Source organism: Chloracidobacterium sp. (assembly GCA_025057975.1).
In the GTDB taxonomy this organism is placed as follows: domain Bacteria; phylum Acidobacteriota; class Blastocatellia; order Chloracidobacteriales; family Chloracidobacteriaceae; genus Chloracidobacterium.
Genome location: JANWUV010000002.1, coordinates 1 through 14526, shown reverse-complemented (window position 1 = coordinate 14526; position 14526 = coordinate 1). Strand labels below are relative to the sequence as shown.

11 protein-coding genes are annotated in these 14526 nt (G+C 58.8%); 7 read left to right on the top strand and 4 right to left on the bottom strand.

The window, feature by feature from the left end; translation table 11 throughout:
- The first annotated feature begins 3 nt into the window (after nt 1-3).
- Genes NZ585_01815 through NZ585_01800 form a run of 4 tightly spaced genes read left to right on the top strand, consistent with a single transcriptional unit; the run spans nt 4 to nt 3280 of the window.
- Nucleotides 4-477, top strand: coding sequence for a (2Fe-2S) ferredoxin domain-containing protein (locus tag NZ585_01815; protein MCS7078774.1), 474 nt, complete (start codon nt 4-6; stop codon nt 475-477).
- On the top strand, nt 474-1451 hold the full coding sequence (locus NZ585_01810; protein MCS7078773.1) for an ABC transporter substrate-binding protein: 978 nt from the start codon (nt 474-476) through the stop codon (nt 1449-1451). Before NZ585_01815 ends, NZ585_01810 begins: the two co-directional genes overlap by 4 nt.
- Nucleotides 1438-2466, top strand: coding sequence for an iron ABC transporter permease (locus tag NZ585_01805; GenBank protein ID MCS7078772.1), 1029 nt, complete (start codon nt 1438-1440; stop codon nt 2464-2466). The genes NZ585_01810 and NZ585_01805 overlap by 14 nt, the downstream gene beginning before the upstream one ends.
- 13 nt (nt 2467-2479) lie before the next feature.
- Entirely contained in the window at nt 2480-3280 is an 801-nt protein-coding gene (locus NZ585_01800; protein ID MCS7078771.1) for an ABC transporter ATP-binding protein, read from the top strand.
- 130 nt (nt 3281-3410) lie between these two features.
- Here the strand turns inward: NZ585_01800 and NZ585_01795 are convergent, their stop codons facing one another.
- Complete coding sequence (locus NZ585_01795; GenBank protein ID MCS7078770.1) at nt 3411-6437, bottom strand: TonB-dependent receptor; 3027 nt, start codon at nt 6435-6437, stop codon at nt 3411-3413.
- 419 nt (nt 6438-6856) lie between these two features.
- Between NZ585_01795 and NZ585_01790 the strand changes: the two genes are divergently transcribed.
- Nucleotides 6857-8458: a B-box zinc finger protein gene (locus tag NZ585_01790; GenBank protein ID MCS7078769.1), complete on the top strand. Its 1602-nt coding sequence runs from the start codon at nt 6857-6859 to the stop codon at nt 8456-8458.
- A gap of 93 nt (nt 8459-8551) precedes the next feature.
- Here NZ585_01790 and NZ585_01785 read toward each other — a convergent pair whose 3' ends face one another.
- A complete protein-coding gene (locus tag NZ585_01785) occupies nt 8552-9340 on the bottom strand; it encodes a phospholipase D-like domain-containing protein (GenBank protein MCS7078768.1) in 789 nt (262 codons plus the stop codon).
- 225 nt (nt 9341-9565) lie between these two features.
- Nucleotides 9566-12334, bottom strand: a complete 2769-nt coding sequence (gene ppdK, locus NZ585_01780) for a pyruvate, phosphate dikinase (GenBank protein ID MCS7078767.1) — start codon at nt 12332-12334, stop codon at nt 9566-9568.
- 884 nt (nt 12335-13218) lie between these two features.
- On the opposite strand from ppdK, the gene NZ585_01775 reads away from it, so the two are divergent.
- Nucleotides 13219-13452 carry an SUMF1/EgtB/PvdO family nonheme iron enzyme gene (locus NZ585_01775; protein MCS7078766.1) on the top strand — a complete coding sequence of 78 codons (234 nt, stop codon included), beginning with the start codon at nt 13219-13221 and terminating at the stop codon, nt 13450-13452.
- Nucleotides 13453-13542: 90 nt separating this feature from the next.
- Complete coding sequence (locus NZ585_01770; protein ID MCS7078765.1) at nt 13543-13923, top strand: formylglycine-generating enzyme family protein; 381 nt, start codon at nt 13543-13545, stop codon at nt 13921-13923.
- A 144-nt stretch (nt 13924-14067) separates the two neighbouring features.
- Here NZ585_01770 and NZ585_01765 read toward each other — a convergent pair.
- A partial coding sequence (locus NZ585_01765) for a hypothetical protein (protein MCS7078764.1) occupies nt 14068-14526 on the bottom strand: 459 nt, incomplete at its 5' end.

Sequence of the window (14526 nt, the reverse complement as noted above, 5' to 3'; positions counted from 1 at the left end):
GCAGTGGACGCCGCGCAACCCAACCGCTTTCTGGATGTGACGCGCGCCGACGGCGTCGTAAAGGAACTGCGCGTCATTGAAGGACAGCTCTTTGTCTGTCAGGGCTGCTGCTGCGGGCAAACGGAGCGCGGCGTCCCGGCTGTGCCGCTGGAAGCCTACAAACGGGAATGGAAGGCGCGGGGACTCCGGCTGCGGGTGCACCTGACCGTCACCAGTTGCTTGGGTCCCTGCCCGCTGGCGAACGTCATTCTCATCCTCTTTGGCGGCGAGACGATCTGGCTGCACTCCATCAATGACGAGGCGACCGTGATGGCCGTTTTTGACTACTTGGAAGCGATGTTGGCCGCGGAGCGTTACCTGCCGCCGCCGGGCGTGCTGGCGACGCGACACTTCAACCGGCACGTTTTCGATGCGGCCTCGCCCGGTGTGTGGCGCAGCGAGAAGCGAGCCGAGGTTTCCCGCGAGGCGACGGCATGATGCGCTTGTCGGCGAACGTCGGACTGATGGCCTTGGCGCTGGCGCTTTCGGCGTTGGCCGGCAAGTACGGCTTTGCTTGGCAACAGAAGGCGACCTCGGCGGCGCAGCGACCGAAGCAGCCGGCGCTTGAAAGCAAGCCGTCACGCATCATTTCAACCGAATACAACGTCAACGAAATGCTCGTTGATTTGGTTGAGCCGGAGCGCATTCTGGCGCTCAGTCAGGACGCCGACAATCCGGGACTGTGCAACATTCTGGAACGGACGGCGCGGATTCCGGGACGGGTCGCGTCCACACCGATTCGTGCCGAACAAATTTTAGCCCTCGACCCAGACGTGGTGTTTGTGGGCGCTTCCTGCCCGGCGGAGACGGTACGCCTGCTGGAACTCAGCCGGGCGCGCGTGGTGCGCATCAATCGCGGCTATACGATCGCCGAAATTCAGGAAAACATCCGGTTGGTGGGCGACACTGTAGGCGAGCCGGCGCGCGCGCAAGCCCTGATTGACGAAATGAACCGCCAACTGGCGGCCGTCCGCGCCAAAGTCGCCGGCGCGCCGCCGCCGCGCGCGCTCTACATCGGCAGCGGCTACGGCTATACGGCCGGCATCGGCACCTACACCGACGAGCTTTTGCAGGCGGCCGGGGCGCGCAATGCGGCGCGGGAGGCGGGCGTTGAAGCGTGGGGCAAAATCACACTGGAAACGGTCATTGAGATGGACCCGGACGTGATTTTCGTCCCCGACACCGGCGGTCGGGCGCACGGCGCGGTCGGCAGGCGGTACGTCGTGCCGCCCAAGCCGCTGGAAAAGGACCCGCTCTGGCAGGATGTGCGGGCCGTCAAAACGGGGCGTGTCGTGACATTGCCGCCGCGACTCCTGATGTGTAACTCGCACTACAACGTCCGGGCGGCGTGGGCGATGGCGCGCGCCCTGCATCCCGACCGCTTTGAGGATAAAACCCATGACGCGCCGTGACGCGGTTGTTTTTCCGGCGCTGACCGTCCTGCTCATCACCGTGATGGTTTTGGCGACGGCGTTGGGGACGGCGAACATCCCGCCGCAGCGCACGTTGCGCATTCTATGGGACGCGCTCACCGGCGCGGAGGGCGATTATCCGGCGTGGCAGCGGACGGTACTCCTCTGGGTACGCCTGCCGCGCGTTGTGACGGCGGCGCTGGTCGGCGGCGGACTGGCGCTGACGGGCGCGGTCATGCAGGCGATTTTTCGCAACCCGATGGCTGAGCCGGGCGTCATCGGCGTTTCGGCCGGGGCGGCGTTCGGGGCGGTGACGGCGCTGTACTTGGGCGCGACGACCTTCTCCATGCTTTTGACGCCGACCGGGGCGTTTATCGGCGCGCTCGGCTGTACGGCGATCGTCTACTGGCTGGCGTCAAGCGGGCGTGGGCGCGTGGCGACGACGACGCTACTGCTGGCGGGCGTCGCCGTTGGAAGCATCGTCTCGGCGCTAACGTCGTTCGTGCTGGCGTTGTCGCTACGGCAGTGGGAGGTCGGGCGGCAGATGCTGTCGTGGCTGATGGGCGATTTTGAAGGTCGCTCGTGGGGGCATGTCGCCTTGGCGGCGCCGTTGACGCTCATCGGCGGCGTCCGGCTAGCGTTGTACGGGCAGGAACTCAACCTCTTGCTGACGGGCGAGGAATCGGCGCTGTCGTTGGGCGTTGACGTGCCGGCGTTGCGGCGGAACTTGATTGTTTGGGCGTCGCTGGTGACGGCGGCGACGGTCGCCGTCGTCGGCGCGATTGGTTTTGTGGGCTTGGTAGCCCCGCACATGCTGCGGCTTGTCCTTGGACCGGACAACCGTCGCCTGCTGCCGGCGTCGTTTCTGGGAGGCGCGACGTTTCTCGTTGCGGCGGACCTGCTGTGCCGCGCGGCGTCGCTGACGGAGCTGCGACCCGGCGTTGTGACATCGCTAGTGGGCGGGCCGTTTTTCCTGTACCTGCTGGTGAAGTCAAAGCGCGCTTGGGCTGGGTAGCGGCGACCTGCGTATGGCGTTTCTGGAGCTTGACAAGGCGTGGTTTGAAGTCGGCGGCGCGGCTATTGCGCGGGAGGTTTCGCTGGCGCCGCCGCCGGGACGCTTTCTGGCGCTGATTGGGCCGAACGGCTCCGGTAAAACGACCGTTCTGCGGCTGCTGGCAGGGCTGCTTGCGCCGACGCGCGGCGCGGCGCGGCTGGAAGGCCGCGACCTGCGGCGCTGGTCACGGCGGGACATTGCGCGGCGCATCGCCGTCGTGCCACAGGATACGCATCTGGAGTTCGCCTTCACCGTCCGCGACATCGTGGCGATGGGGCGGCACGCGCATCTGGGGCGTTTTCAGCCGGAGGGCGCGCATGATCGCGCCGTGATTGAGCAGGCGATGATGCGCGCCGACGTTTTGCATTTGCGCGCACGATTGGTGACGGAGCTTTCTGGCGGCGAGCGGCAGCGCGTTCTGATTGCGCGCAGTCTGGCGACGGAAGCGCCGGCGATTTTGCTCGATGAGCCGACGGCGAGTTTGGACGTTGCCCATGCGCTGGAGACGTACGAACTGTGCCGGGCGTTAGCTGACGAAGGGAAGACGATCGTGATGGCCGTACACGACCTGAACGCCGCCGCCCGCTATGCCGATCAAGTCGCGGTGATGCAGTCAGGGCGGTGTGTGGCGCGAGGTGCGCCGTCCGATGTGCTGCACGAGCGCCTGTTGGCTGAGGTGTTCGGCGTCGAGGTCGAGGTGTTTCACTCGCGCGGCGGTTGGCCGACTTTTGTGTTTCACCGCAGCGGCGTGGCGGTGGACAGAGTCGTGCGGTAGCGCTGCACCTGCCGCCAACGAAACCACCTTCATGAGGCGTGGCGTCCTAGGCCGGGGAAGTGCGGTATGCAGCGCCGCACGCGAGTGAGCGGGCCGCACAAAGCGTCGTTCCACTCCAACGGAAAACGCTTTAGAAAACAAACTTCGCCGCAAGTTGCAGCACGCGCGGCGCCACGCCCGGCCCATTGACAGCGCGAAAATCGGCGCGCGGCGTCAGGGTCGGCACACCACCCGGCGTGCCAAAGGCGAACTGATTGGTTTGCACCGCCGCTTGATTGAAGCGGTTGAACAGGTTGAACGCCTCGGCAATCAGTTCAACACGATACCGCTCCGTGATGGGAATTGTCCGGGTCAGCCGCAAATCGAATGACGCGAACGCCTTGCGCCGGAAGGTGTTCCGTCCGATGAACGGCGCGCGGTCGTTGCCTGGCGTCCCGTCGCCGTTGAGGTCGCCGCCAGCGAGCGCCGAGAACGGACTGCCCGAAGTCGCCGTCACAATCCCGCTGAACTGAAAGCCGTCCAGCAGCAGCCGCGCCGGGCGATTTTGGAGATTGCGGGCGTAGGCTAGCTCCCACACGTAGCTCAGGACGAACCGGTGCGGAATGTCCACGTCGGCGCGTCCGCGTTCGGTGCGAATGTTGAGCGGGTCTGCCACGAGGCGGCTGGTGTCGCCGCCGCCGGCCGTCACAATCGTCTGATCGGGGCGGTTGTCAATCGCCGTTGACCAAGTGTAGGCTAGCAAAAACTGAAAGTTTTGGCTGAAGCGTTTCGTCGCCTGAACCGCCAGCGCGTGATAAACCGAGTCGCCCGTGTTTTCAAACTGGAAAAGCCGTCCGTAGCTCACATTCGTACTCGGCGGAGGCGGAACAGGCAGGAGGTTTGTCGGCCGCGCCGTCACGTTGGAGCCGGGCGCAATGACATACCGCGGAATGATGACGGGGTTGCCGCCCACAATGTTGACAGGGATGGGAATTGGTTGGCGTAGGTTGATGTCGCGCGTCCGCGTCAATCGAATGCCCCGCGTAAACAGGTAAGACACCGACAGCGACAAGTCGCGGGTCAACTCGCGCTCAATACCTAGACTTGCCTGATGCACCATCGGGTCAACATAGCCGCTTGCAAAGAAAAACAACTGCAACGCGGGCGGCGTCACGCCGGCCGGCGGACTGGCGAAGGTGTTTGGGTAAGTCAAGCCGGTCGTCGCCAACTGCGCCTGCGTGAACTGTAACGTCCGCACACTGAGGCCGTTCTGGGTGTGCGCCGTCCCCGTCACAATACTCGGCGTCCGGGCGTAAAAAATCCCATAGCCGCCGCGCAGCACCGTTTTGCCGTCGCCTAAAATGTTCCATGCGAAGCCGACGCGCGGGGCGAAGTTGTTGAGGTCCTGCTTGAGGCCTTGCGTCCGTACCCCCAGCGCCAACAGACGCGGATCGTCGTTGAGCACCGGCGGCTCGTCTTTCACCTGCGCGTCGTAGCGCAGACCATAGTACAGCTTGAAGCGGTTCGTAATATTCCAGTCGTCTTGGACAAACCAGCCGTACTCGCTCGTGTTGGGGTACGAGCGCGGCCCGTTGGTGTTTGGCCCGGCGAAGGCCTGTTGATACACAATCGCCGTCGCGCCGGCGCCGCTCGGACGACGCAGCGCAAAATCTTCGTAGCTGTTGAAGACGTAGCTCCCGCCGAAAAAGCCGGGGAAGAAGTTGAAGATGCGGTTGAAGATGAAGTCGAAGCCGGCTTTGTACGTGTGCCGCCCGCGCACGTACGTCAACGTATTGGTGACTTGGAAGCGCCGCTCGGTCGTCTCACGCGGGCTGAAGTTGTTTCGTCCAAAGACCAGCGTGTTGCCCGCCGGGCTGTTGATGATGGTTTCCGGCGAATTGCTGTTGGCTGTACCGAGTTGCTGGTCGCGCGAAAAGCCAAAGCGGCCTTCGTTGATGAGGTTCGGCGTCAGAATGGTCGTGATCTGGCCTGTGACGGTGTCCGTCGTCGAATTGGAGTTGCCGGTGGCGCTGACGCTGCGAATCTGTCCGGGGTTTTCCTGATTTTTACCTTTGAAAAGCTGGCGGTTGTAGCGCACCGAGAGCCGATTGTCGCTGTTGATTTGCCAGTCAACCTTGCCCATGTACACGTCTTGGTTGAACCCCACTTGGTACGGCGCCGTCTGGGCGTTCAGAAAAGCAATGGTGCGTTGAGCGACATCCGCCGGCACGGCCGGGGAAAAGGATGTTGGGATCGGCACGAGTGGCGCCACCACGATTGGGTCGTTGCGCCGCTGCCCGTCGTAGGTGAAGAAGAAGAAAAGCTTGTCCTTCCGAACGGGGCCGCCGATGGAGCCGCCGAACTGCTGCACGCGCAAATCCGGCTTGCGATTGCGCGGCGGCGGCAGCGAGCGAATGAAACCGTCGGTGGCGTTCAGCGCGTTGTCGCGGAAGAAGTAAAACCCTTCGCCGTGAAATTCATTCGTCCCGGACTTCGTGATGACGTTGACCAGCGCGCCGCCGGCGCGTCCGAACTCGGCCGCGTAGCTGTTTGTGTTGACCTGAAACTCTTTGACGGAGCTTTGGCTGAACTGGTACGGCGCGCGCACGCCGGTGCGTCCGAGGGTTTGTCCAAAGAAGGTGTTGTTGTTGTCCGCGCCGTCAATGAGCAGACTGTTGAATGTTCCGCGCAGGCCGCCAGCGGAGTAGTCGCCAGCGCGAGGGTCAACATTGATGCCGGGCGTTAGGCGGATAAAGTCAAGGAAGTTGCGGCCGTTGACCGGCAAATCTTTCACGGCGCGCTCATTGACCGTCGTGGACTGCTGTGTGCGCGCGGTTTCCACAATCGAGGCTGAGTCGGCGGTGACGTTGACGGTCTCACTGATGTCACCGGCTGAAAGCGTGATCTCGACGCCGGCGGTTTGCCCGATGAGCACCGTCGCCCGTCGCGTGAGTTCAGTGAAGCCGGTCGCCGTCACCGTAATGTCGTAGGCGCCGGCGGCCAGCGCCGGGACTCGGAACGTTCCGTCCTCGCCAGTGGTTGTCTCGCGGGTCAGTCCGGTTTCTACGTTCTTGACCTTGACGACGGCGTTGCCGATGACGGCCCCGGAAGCGTCTTTAACCGTACCGCTTAGCGCGCCGCCGGTGACATTCGCCTGTCCCCAGGCTAAAACGGACAAGAGAGACAGCCAAAAAAACACGAAAAATCTTTGCAGCCACTCAGATCGCATAAATTTCAACCGAAGTCCTTAGATTTTGCCGCCGCATTCCGAACAGGCCTAACAAACCCGGCGCCGTACTGCCGGTATTCAGCGCCTTATTTCCCAGTATGCTTTCAGCTTTTTGGCTTTGATGTAAAGCCTATGTAACAAAGGCGCAGGTTGCCACTGTCCCACGTGCCGAGAGTGGTTGACGCCTTGACTTTGTAACGCCGTCGCTATATGGACTACAAATAAACAATGCCTGCATTAGCGGCGGTATTTACGGCGGAGATGAAAACAATGCCTCGCGCTCACCGCTTCGTCTGGTGTCTCCTCGGCTTGAAAAGCAGTACGTCATATCTTCATAACTTGAGCATAGCCGAAAGGATGGTTCGAAGATGCAGGAGCAGGAAAGACTTTGGGAAATTGAGATAGAGAACAACATATACGAGGCGACAACGGCGGAACTTGAGCAATGGATACGTGAGGGACGGGTACAGCCAGACGATAAAATACGCCGTGGAAATCTGCCCTGGACGGCCGCCAAAAACATTCCCCCACTGCGTGCATTATTTGAGCAGCAATTAGGTGATGTAAAAAGTACAAGCCCAAGCGTCCAACCGGGAATAAGCTCAGGTGTATACTCATCGCCAAGCGGATATGCAAGCGTTAGCCCGGAACGATCCACGAGGCGATTACGTGAAATATCCTCTTTCTGCGTTAATCATCAGAGCGTACCGGCGCAGTATGTCTGTCAAAACTGTAGCGTTGCCTACTGTCGTAACTGCCCGGAAGAAGTCAACCTGACAACGCGACTATGCCCAAGGTGTAAGAGTCTTTGCACCAAGTATGAAACATACCGGAAAGAGCTTGAATGGACTAGGCGTAAGCAGGAGCCGTTCGGCATCGCCGACCTCATAGAAGGATTAAGATATCCATTCATTGATAAGTTTGGATTTTTGGCTACAACGACAATTATTATCATCTGTACAGTACTGGGGAGATTCTCCAGTTATCTAAATTTTCTTGCGATTGGGATTGGGATGGCCTATGTCGCCATCACCATTCAGCGGGTTTCAGACGGCATCCGGGACGGCAATATATTGATTGAAATGAGCGACATTACTTCCGGCGCCCGGCTCGCCACCGCCATTGCCATTGTCACCTACGGATACCCGATTCTCATCAGTTTAGGGATTTTCTACCTAACATCAACGTTTATGTCTTCCAATTCTACAGAAAAATCATCGGATAAGACGATTATCACTATTTACAAAGCAGAGTCGGCCGTTTCCGGTGAAGAAGTAGGTAAAGGAATATACGTTGTTGAGTTGGAGAAGGGAAGGTTGCTCTCTAGTGACATCAGGATAGATGAGGAAAATAGAAAGCTGTTCAAAGCTCTCAGCGAAAGGGAAGTTGACGCTTTGGATTTGAGTGATTTTGATGTAAGCAAAGATGATATTTGGAAAGCTTTTGAAGAATATAAGTCAAAGGAGGACAATCTCATTACAGGTAGATATGTCAAGGATATTTCCGAAGATGAAGCATCCGGAAGTATTTTCAGGGATCGCATTCTAAGAGAAACGATACCTTTTTATGCTCAGATTTCTCAAATATTCATCTTATTGGTGCTGACGATTGCTTGGATTACGCTTTACTACCCGGTTGCGCTAATTGTCGCCGGCTACTCACGTTACTTCTGGAGCGTCATCAATCCGCTGGTCGGTTTTGACACCATCAAGAGGATGGGCGGCACTTACTGGACGCTTTTGGGGCTTTATCTCGCCATTTCATTGCTCTCACAAGTCACCTACGCCATGGTAGTCACAGCATTCAGCACAGGCGTCGGCGATTCAATTGTGAAAAGCTTAGTGGAGGCTGTCATTGGAAAGGGGCTATCAACCTACTTTAGCCTTGTGCTGGCATACGTCATCGGCTCGGCTCTGTTCAAGGCGGCCGACAAAATCGGAATTGCGCACTTACAAGCGCGACCAATTTAGGTTAGCACGTTTTCAAAATTCTAGAAAATCCTGATTTTCATCAGTGAATCAATTTTCAGGATTTCTAGCAAACCAGATAATAAGCTAACGATCTTAGGAAGGTTTTCTTATCCAGGTTCCTTTACCTACATGCTCAATCAATTTTAGATCACGTAATATTTGTAACTGTTGTCTAATTTTTGCCCTGATATTTTTATTTTGCGGGTAAAGGGTCTTAAAATATTTTTCAAATTTATAGATTTCTTGATTATTAAACTTATTTTGTGGTAAAATGTCATATACTTCCTTTACCCATCCAATTAAATCATCTCTATTTGGTCGAGGTTTTTGTAGGCTACGAGCTTTCTTAGTGAAATCTTTTAGCAATTCTTGAATTTCAAGATTCTTTGATAAATTCCTTGATAACCTTTTTGTTTTATTACATAACCTAATGAATAAGTCTATGAAATCGTCATCCGGTATAACTCTCGCTGGATGAAATTTTAATCTGGCATATGTTGTATAAGCTTCTGATACAATTTCTGTGTCAACATTGTCTCTAACTAACAAGTTAACTTCAACATTTGTCATTAGTCCACGTTTCGTTAGATTTGATGATCCGATGAAAATAGTCGCATTGTTATCATTTTTTGCTAGATACATCTTTGGGTGATATATTGCTGAACTACTTTGTGGAACAAAGCAAAAAAGTTTAGCTTGGTTAGTTTTATGTAGCTGTTCATAGAGGTACTTTACTGCAGCTGCATCTGTTGCCTGAGTATCCATTCCTATGAGAAACTCAACTTTTGCACCTGCTGTTAAGGCTTTTTCAATTGAAGGTAAGATTACATCAAGTCCATCTTTTGAGATAAAAGCCACAGCAATCCGGATGTCGCTTGCCATCTCGAAACTTAGGGCAAGTGTTTCTATTGTTTTATACTTGACATTATCCACGATCTGGATTTGCACGGATGGTCGGTAGCTCTTTTTCTTTTTGTTGTGGTCGCTTGCTGGACTTGAGTCTATAAAACTTTCAGACAAAGCGGAGAGCTGGAGAGAGCAATTGCCAATTGTCTCCAGGTCGGATGATAGACTGCCGTCTGACAAATTGCTGCTAACGTCGTTTTTTCAGGCGCGTCGCCGGAGCGCCGCCTGCGCCGCCGCCAAGCGCGCAATCGGGACACGGTAGGGCGAACAGCTCACATAGTCCAAGCCAAGCTCGTGACAAAACGCCACCGAAGACGGCTCGCCGCCATGTTCGCCGCAAATCCCGACCTTCAGTGTCGGCCGCGTCGCGCGTCCCTTCTGCACGCCGATCCGCATCAGTTCCCCGACGCCTTCCTGATCCAACACTTGGAAGGGATCTTCCGGCAGGATTTTCCGCTCGACGTACATTGGGAGAAACGTCCCGGCGTCGTCGCGCGAAAAGCCGAAGGTGGTTTGCGTCAAGTCATTCGTCCCAAAGCTGAAAAACTCCGCGACGGTTGCAATCTTGTCCGCCGTGAGCGCCGCCCGCGGCAACTCAATCATCGTGCCCACCAAGTAGGGAATCTCCACCCCTGACGCCTGTTGCACTTCGTCGGCGACGCGCCGGACAATAGCTTCCTGAGCGCGCAGCTCGTTGACATCCCCGACCAGCGGAATCATCACCTCCGGGAAAACCCGAACGCCCTGTCGCGCTACTTCAACAGCGGCCTCAAAAATCGCCCGCGCTTGCATTTCAGTAATTTCGGGGTAGGCGATGCCCAGCCGACAGCCGCGATGACCCAGCATTGGGTTGTGCTCCTTGAGCGCAGCAACGCGCGCCCGCACGTCCGCCGCCGGCAGGTTGAGCTTAGCCGCCAGCGTCTCAATCTCTTCATCGGTGTGCGGCAAAAACTCATGCAGCGGCGGGTCCAGCAGGCGAATTGTGACCGGGAAGCCGTCCATCGCTTTGAAAATCCCGACGAAATCGCCGCGCTGCATCGGCAGCAACGTCGCCAGCGCCCCTTTGAACAACTGCGCCGGCGTTGCCAACGCCGCTTCCAACGCCGCGCGTTCGGCTTCAAGCTCTGCCGTCTTGTCGGCGTCGCCGCGCGCCCGCTCCAAATCGGCGTTGATTTTATCGAGCGCCGCCGCCAACCGCTTGTACGTCCCCGAAACCATGATCATCTGCCGGACGACATCAATCCGGTCGCCCTCAAAGAACATGTGCTCGGTACGGCACAGTCCGATGCCCTCCGCGCCGAAGTCGCGCGCCACGCGCGCGTCATGCGGCGTGTCGGCATTGGCGCGGATGCGCAATCGGCGCGCCTCATCCACCCACCGCATGAAAGTTTCAAACTCTTCGCCTGTTTTCGGGGCCACCAACGGTACGTCACCCAACAAGACTTGCCCGGTCGTGCCGTCGAGCGTAATGAAATCACCTTCGCGGAGCGTCCGCCCGCCGATGTGCATCCCGTCGGCGTCCAACTTCAGATCGCTGCACCCAACAACGCAGGGCTTGCCCATGCCGCGCGCGACGACGGCCGCGTGAGAAGTCAAGCCGCCGCGCGCCGTCAGTATCCCTTGCGCCGCCACCATGCCGTGAAAGTCCTCCGGCGAAGTCTCCGTACGAACAAGCACCACCCGTTCGCCCGCCTGCGCCCGCTTTTCCGCCCGGTCAGGGTCAAAGACGACCGCCCCAGCCGCCGCGCCGGGACTCGCCGGCAATCCCTTGCCTAGGACGGTTTTTTCCACCGTCGGGTCCACCATTGGATGGAGCAACTGATCCAGATGACTCGGCTCTACCCGGAGCACCGCCTCCTGCGGCGTAATTAGCCCTTCCGTGACCAAATCCACGGCAATTTTGACCGCCGCCGCGCCCGTCCGCTTGGCGTTGCGCGTCTGAAGCATCCACAGCTTGCCGCGCTCGATGGTGAACTCCAAGTCCTGTACGTCGCGGTAGTGCCGTTCCAGCCGCGCCGCGACTTCGCAAAACTGCGCGTACACGTCCGGCATCTTCTCGCGCAGCGTATCGAGCTTTTCCGGCGTCCGAATGCCGGCCACGACATCCTCGCCCTGCGCATTCGGCAAGTACTCCCCAAACAGCACCCGTTCGCCGGTGGACGGATTGCGCGTAAACGCCACCCCCGTACCGGAGTCGTCGCCCATGTTCCCAAACACCATCGCCACAATGTTGACAGCCGTACCAAGGTCGTCGGAAATCTTGTGCAGGCGGCGGTAATCCACGGCGCGTTTGCCGTACCACGAGTTGAACACGGCGCAAATCGCCAGACGAAGCTGCTCGTAGGGGTCGGCTGGGAAGGGCTTTCCGGTTTCGCGTTCAACAATCGCTTCAAACTCGGTTACGAGTTCCTGCAAGTCAGCAGCGGTGAGTTCGGTGTCGTGCCGAACGCCGCGCGCCGCCTTTTTGGCTTCCAACGCATGCTCAAAGCGTTCGCCGGGAACGCCCAACACAATGCGCCCAAACATCTGGACAAAACGCCGGTGGGCGTCGCGGGCGAAACGTTCGTTGTTGGTTTGGCGCAGCAGACCCTGAACGGTGGCGTGGTTGAGACCAAGGTTGAGCACCGTGTCCATCATACCCGGCATGGAGAACTTCGCGCCCGAACGGACGGAGACCAGCAACGGGTTGGTCGCATCGCCGAACGTCTTGCCGACGGCGGCTTCAACTTCGCGCAGCGCCGCGCAAACCTCATCCCATACGTCCGCGGGCAGTTGATTGCCCGCCGCGTAGTAGCGCCGGCACACCTCCGTTGTGATGGTGAAACCGGGCGGTACGGGCAGGCCGGCCAACGTCATCTCGGCCAGTCCCGCGCCTTTGCCGCCCAGCAGGTCTTTCATCGCGCCGTCGCCGTCGGCGTGACCGTCGATGAACCGATACACATTCTTGTATGGCGCAACATGCGGTGTCATGGAAAAGCCTCGGTGTGTTTGTCAGGGTTGGGCAAGAGTGTTTTTTACTTGAAGCCGATCCCGAAAGCGAGAATGCTGGTCAAGGCGCGGCATGAACGAGCCAACCGCCGCCACCGCCGACCGGCGGCGCAAAGGAGGGGCGCTGCAGATGACGGTACGCACGCAGGAATCGTCGCGTGCAAGCGGCGGGTGCGCCTAAGCGTCTGTTTCTTCACAAACAAAGTGGGAGATGCGTTCGAGACGACTTTAGCGTCTATTTGGTGAGAGACACATTGGTTGTAGTCCCCGTCAGACTCACCGAGAGGTGTCTATCTCGCCCTGATTCATTCCGTGAGAGAACTTAGAAGAAGTTGGCTTTGTAGCGGTGTGTGTTTTGAGCAAAAGCTACCAGTTGTTCGCCAAGCGCGTCAACGCGCCAGCAGGCCGTCACTTAGCGTCCGGCGCAGGTTTGTCAGGCGGTTGAAATCACGGTTAGGCAAAGTGTTGCACAAGGTTTTTCAAAGCCTTGGAGCTTTGTGTACCTTAGGTGCGTCATCAGCCAAAGCGTGTAGGGCACGTGGCGAACGAAGGGTTTCCGCCGCAGGCGGTTGCGTTTTTTAGGGCGCGTGTTTTGCCCCATCGCTGCTAGATTGCCGGCCCGCGCTGTGGGTTGACCCAGTCAACAAGAAAACACTGACTAGAAAGCATACGAGAAACAAACCCTGATGATGACAGACATAAGAAAGCGGTGAGGCGGATTTTGGCGGGCGTGGCCGGCGGTTCTGCTGTGCGTCGTCGTGTGTACCCTGCCTCTGCTGGCGCAGCAGCGAAGACGCCCGGTGACGCCACAGCCGGGTAGCGAACAAGCGTAACCGGTACCGCCCAAAGCGCCTGCGCCGGGGACGGTGCGAAAAGTCGCCTACGGCATCGAGGTGGTCTATATCCCCGCCGGCGCGTTTTGCATGGGGTCGCCGGTGGGTGAAGCGGGTCGAGGGGATGACGAGTTTCAGCACCGCGTGAGAATCACCAAGCCGTTTTGGCTGGGGAAGTACGAAGTGACGCAGGCGCAGTGGGCGGCGGTGATGGGGAATAATCCGAGTGAGTTCGAGGATTGCCCGGCGTGTCCTGAGAGGAGGTGACTCGGGAGGATTGTCAGGCGTTTCTGGCGCGGCTGAATGCACAGGGCGGACGGGGAAAGGTTTGGTGTATCGGCTGCCGACGGAGGCGGAGTGGGAGTATGCCTTCGGGCGGGGACGACCGGAGCGTACTCCAGCGGTGACAGGGAAGCAGTGCTGGAGGCGCAGGAGTGGTATGACAAGAACAGCGGCAATCGGACGCACCCGGTGGGACAAAAGCGCCCGAACGTGTGGGGGTTGTACGACATGCACGGGAACGTGTGGGAGTGGTGCGCGGATTGGTACGGCAAGGATTACTACCGGAATAGCCCTGTGGATGATCCGCGAGGTCCGGGGAGCGGGGAGAAGCGGGTCCTGCGCAGCGGGTCGTGGAACGAAAGCGCCTTCTTCTGCCGCGCCGCCGACCGCGCCTTCGGCACGCCGACGGCCCGGTACAGCGGCATCGGTTTGCGCGTGACGGTCGGCGCGCCGTAACCCTCCGTGTGATTCCGCTTGAGTCTTTTCCCTTGAGCCGCGCGCGTCAGCGCGCGGCCGAAATTGTTGCGCCGGTCGGAGCAAGACTCGGTTGGAGGCGGCATCAAGTGTGGGCTAACTCGCTACTTGATTTCGGGAAGTAGTCTACTCGGCGCGGTTCAAATCGCGGAGTTTGGCTTTGAGGCGTTCGAGTTCCTGCAAGGCAGCTTCCTTGGCTTGCCGTTCCTGCTCGGCTTGCCGAAGTGCGGCTTCCTTCGCCTTGCGCTCTCGTTCCTTAGCGGCGCGTTCTCGCTCCTTGGCGGCACGTTCCTGCTCCACTGCTTGCAACGCGGCTTCCTTCGCCTGGCGTTCCTGCTCGGCTTGCCGAAGCGCGGCTTCCTTCGCCTGCCGCTCCCGCTCCTTCGCTTCGCGCTCCAACGCTTCCCGCTCCGCCTTGGTCGGAATCAACGCCCCGTCCGCATCATAAAACCGCAGCCACAAACCACGCCGCCCCTCGTACTCCCCACGCCACGCCCCCACAAACAACCCAGCCTCCCCCACCCACAGCCGCTCCCCAGCCGGCCGCTCCTCCACATACCGCGCCCCGTCGTGCCGAAACCACCG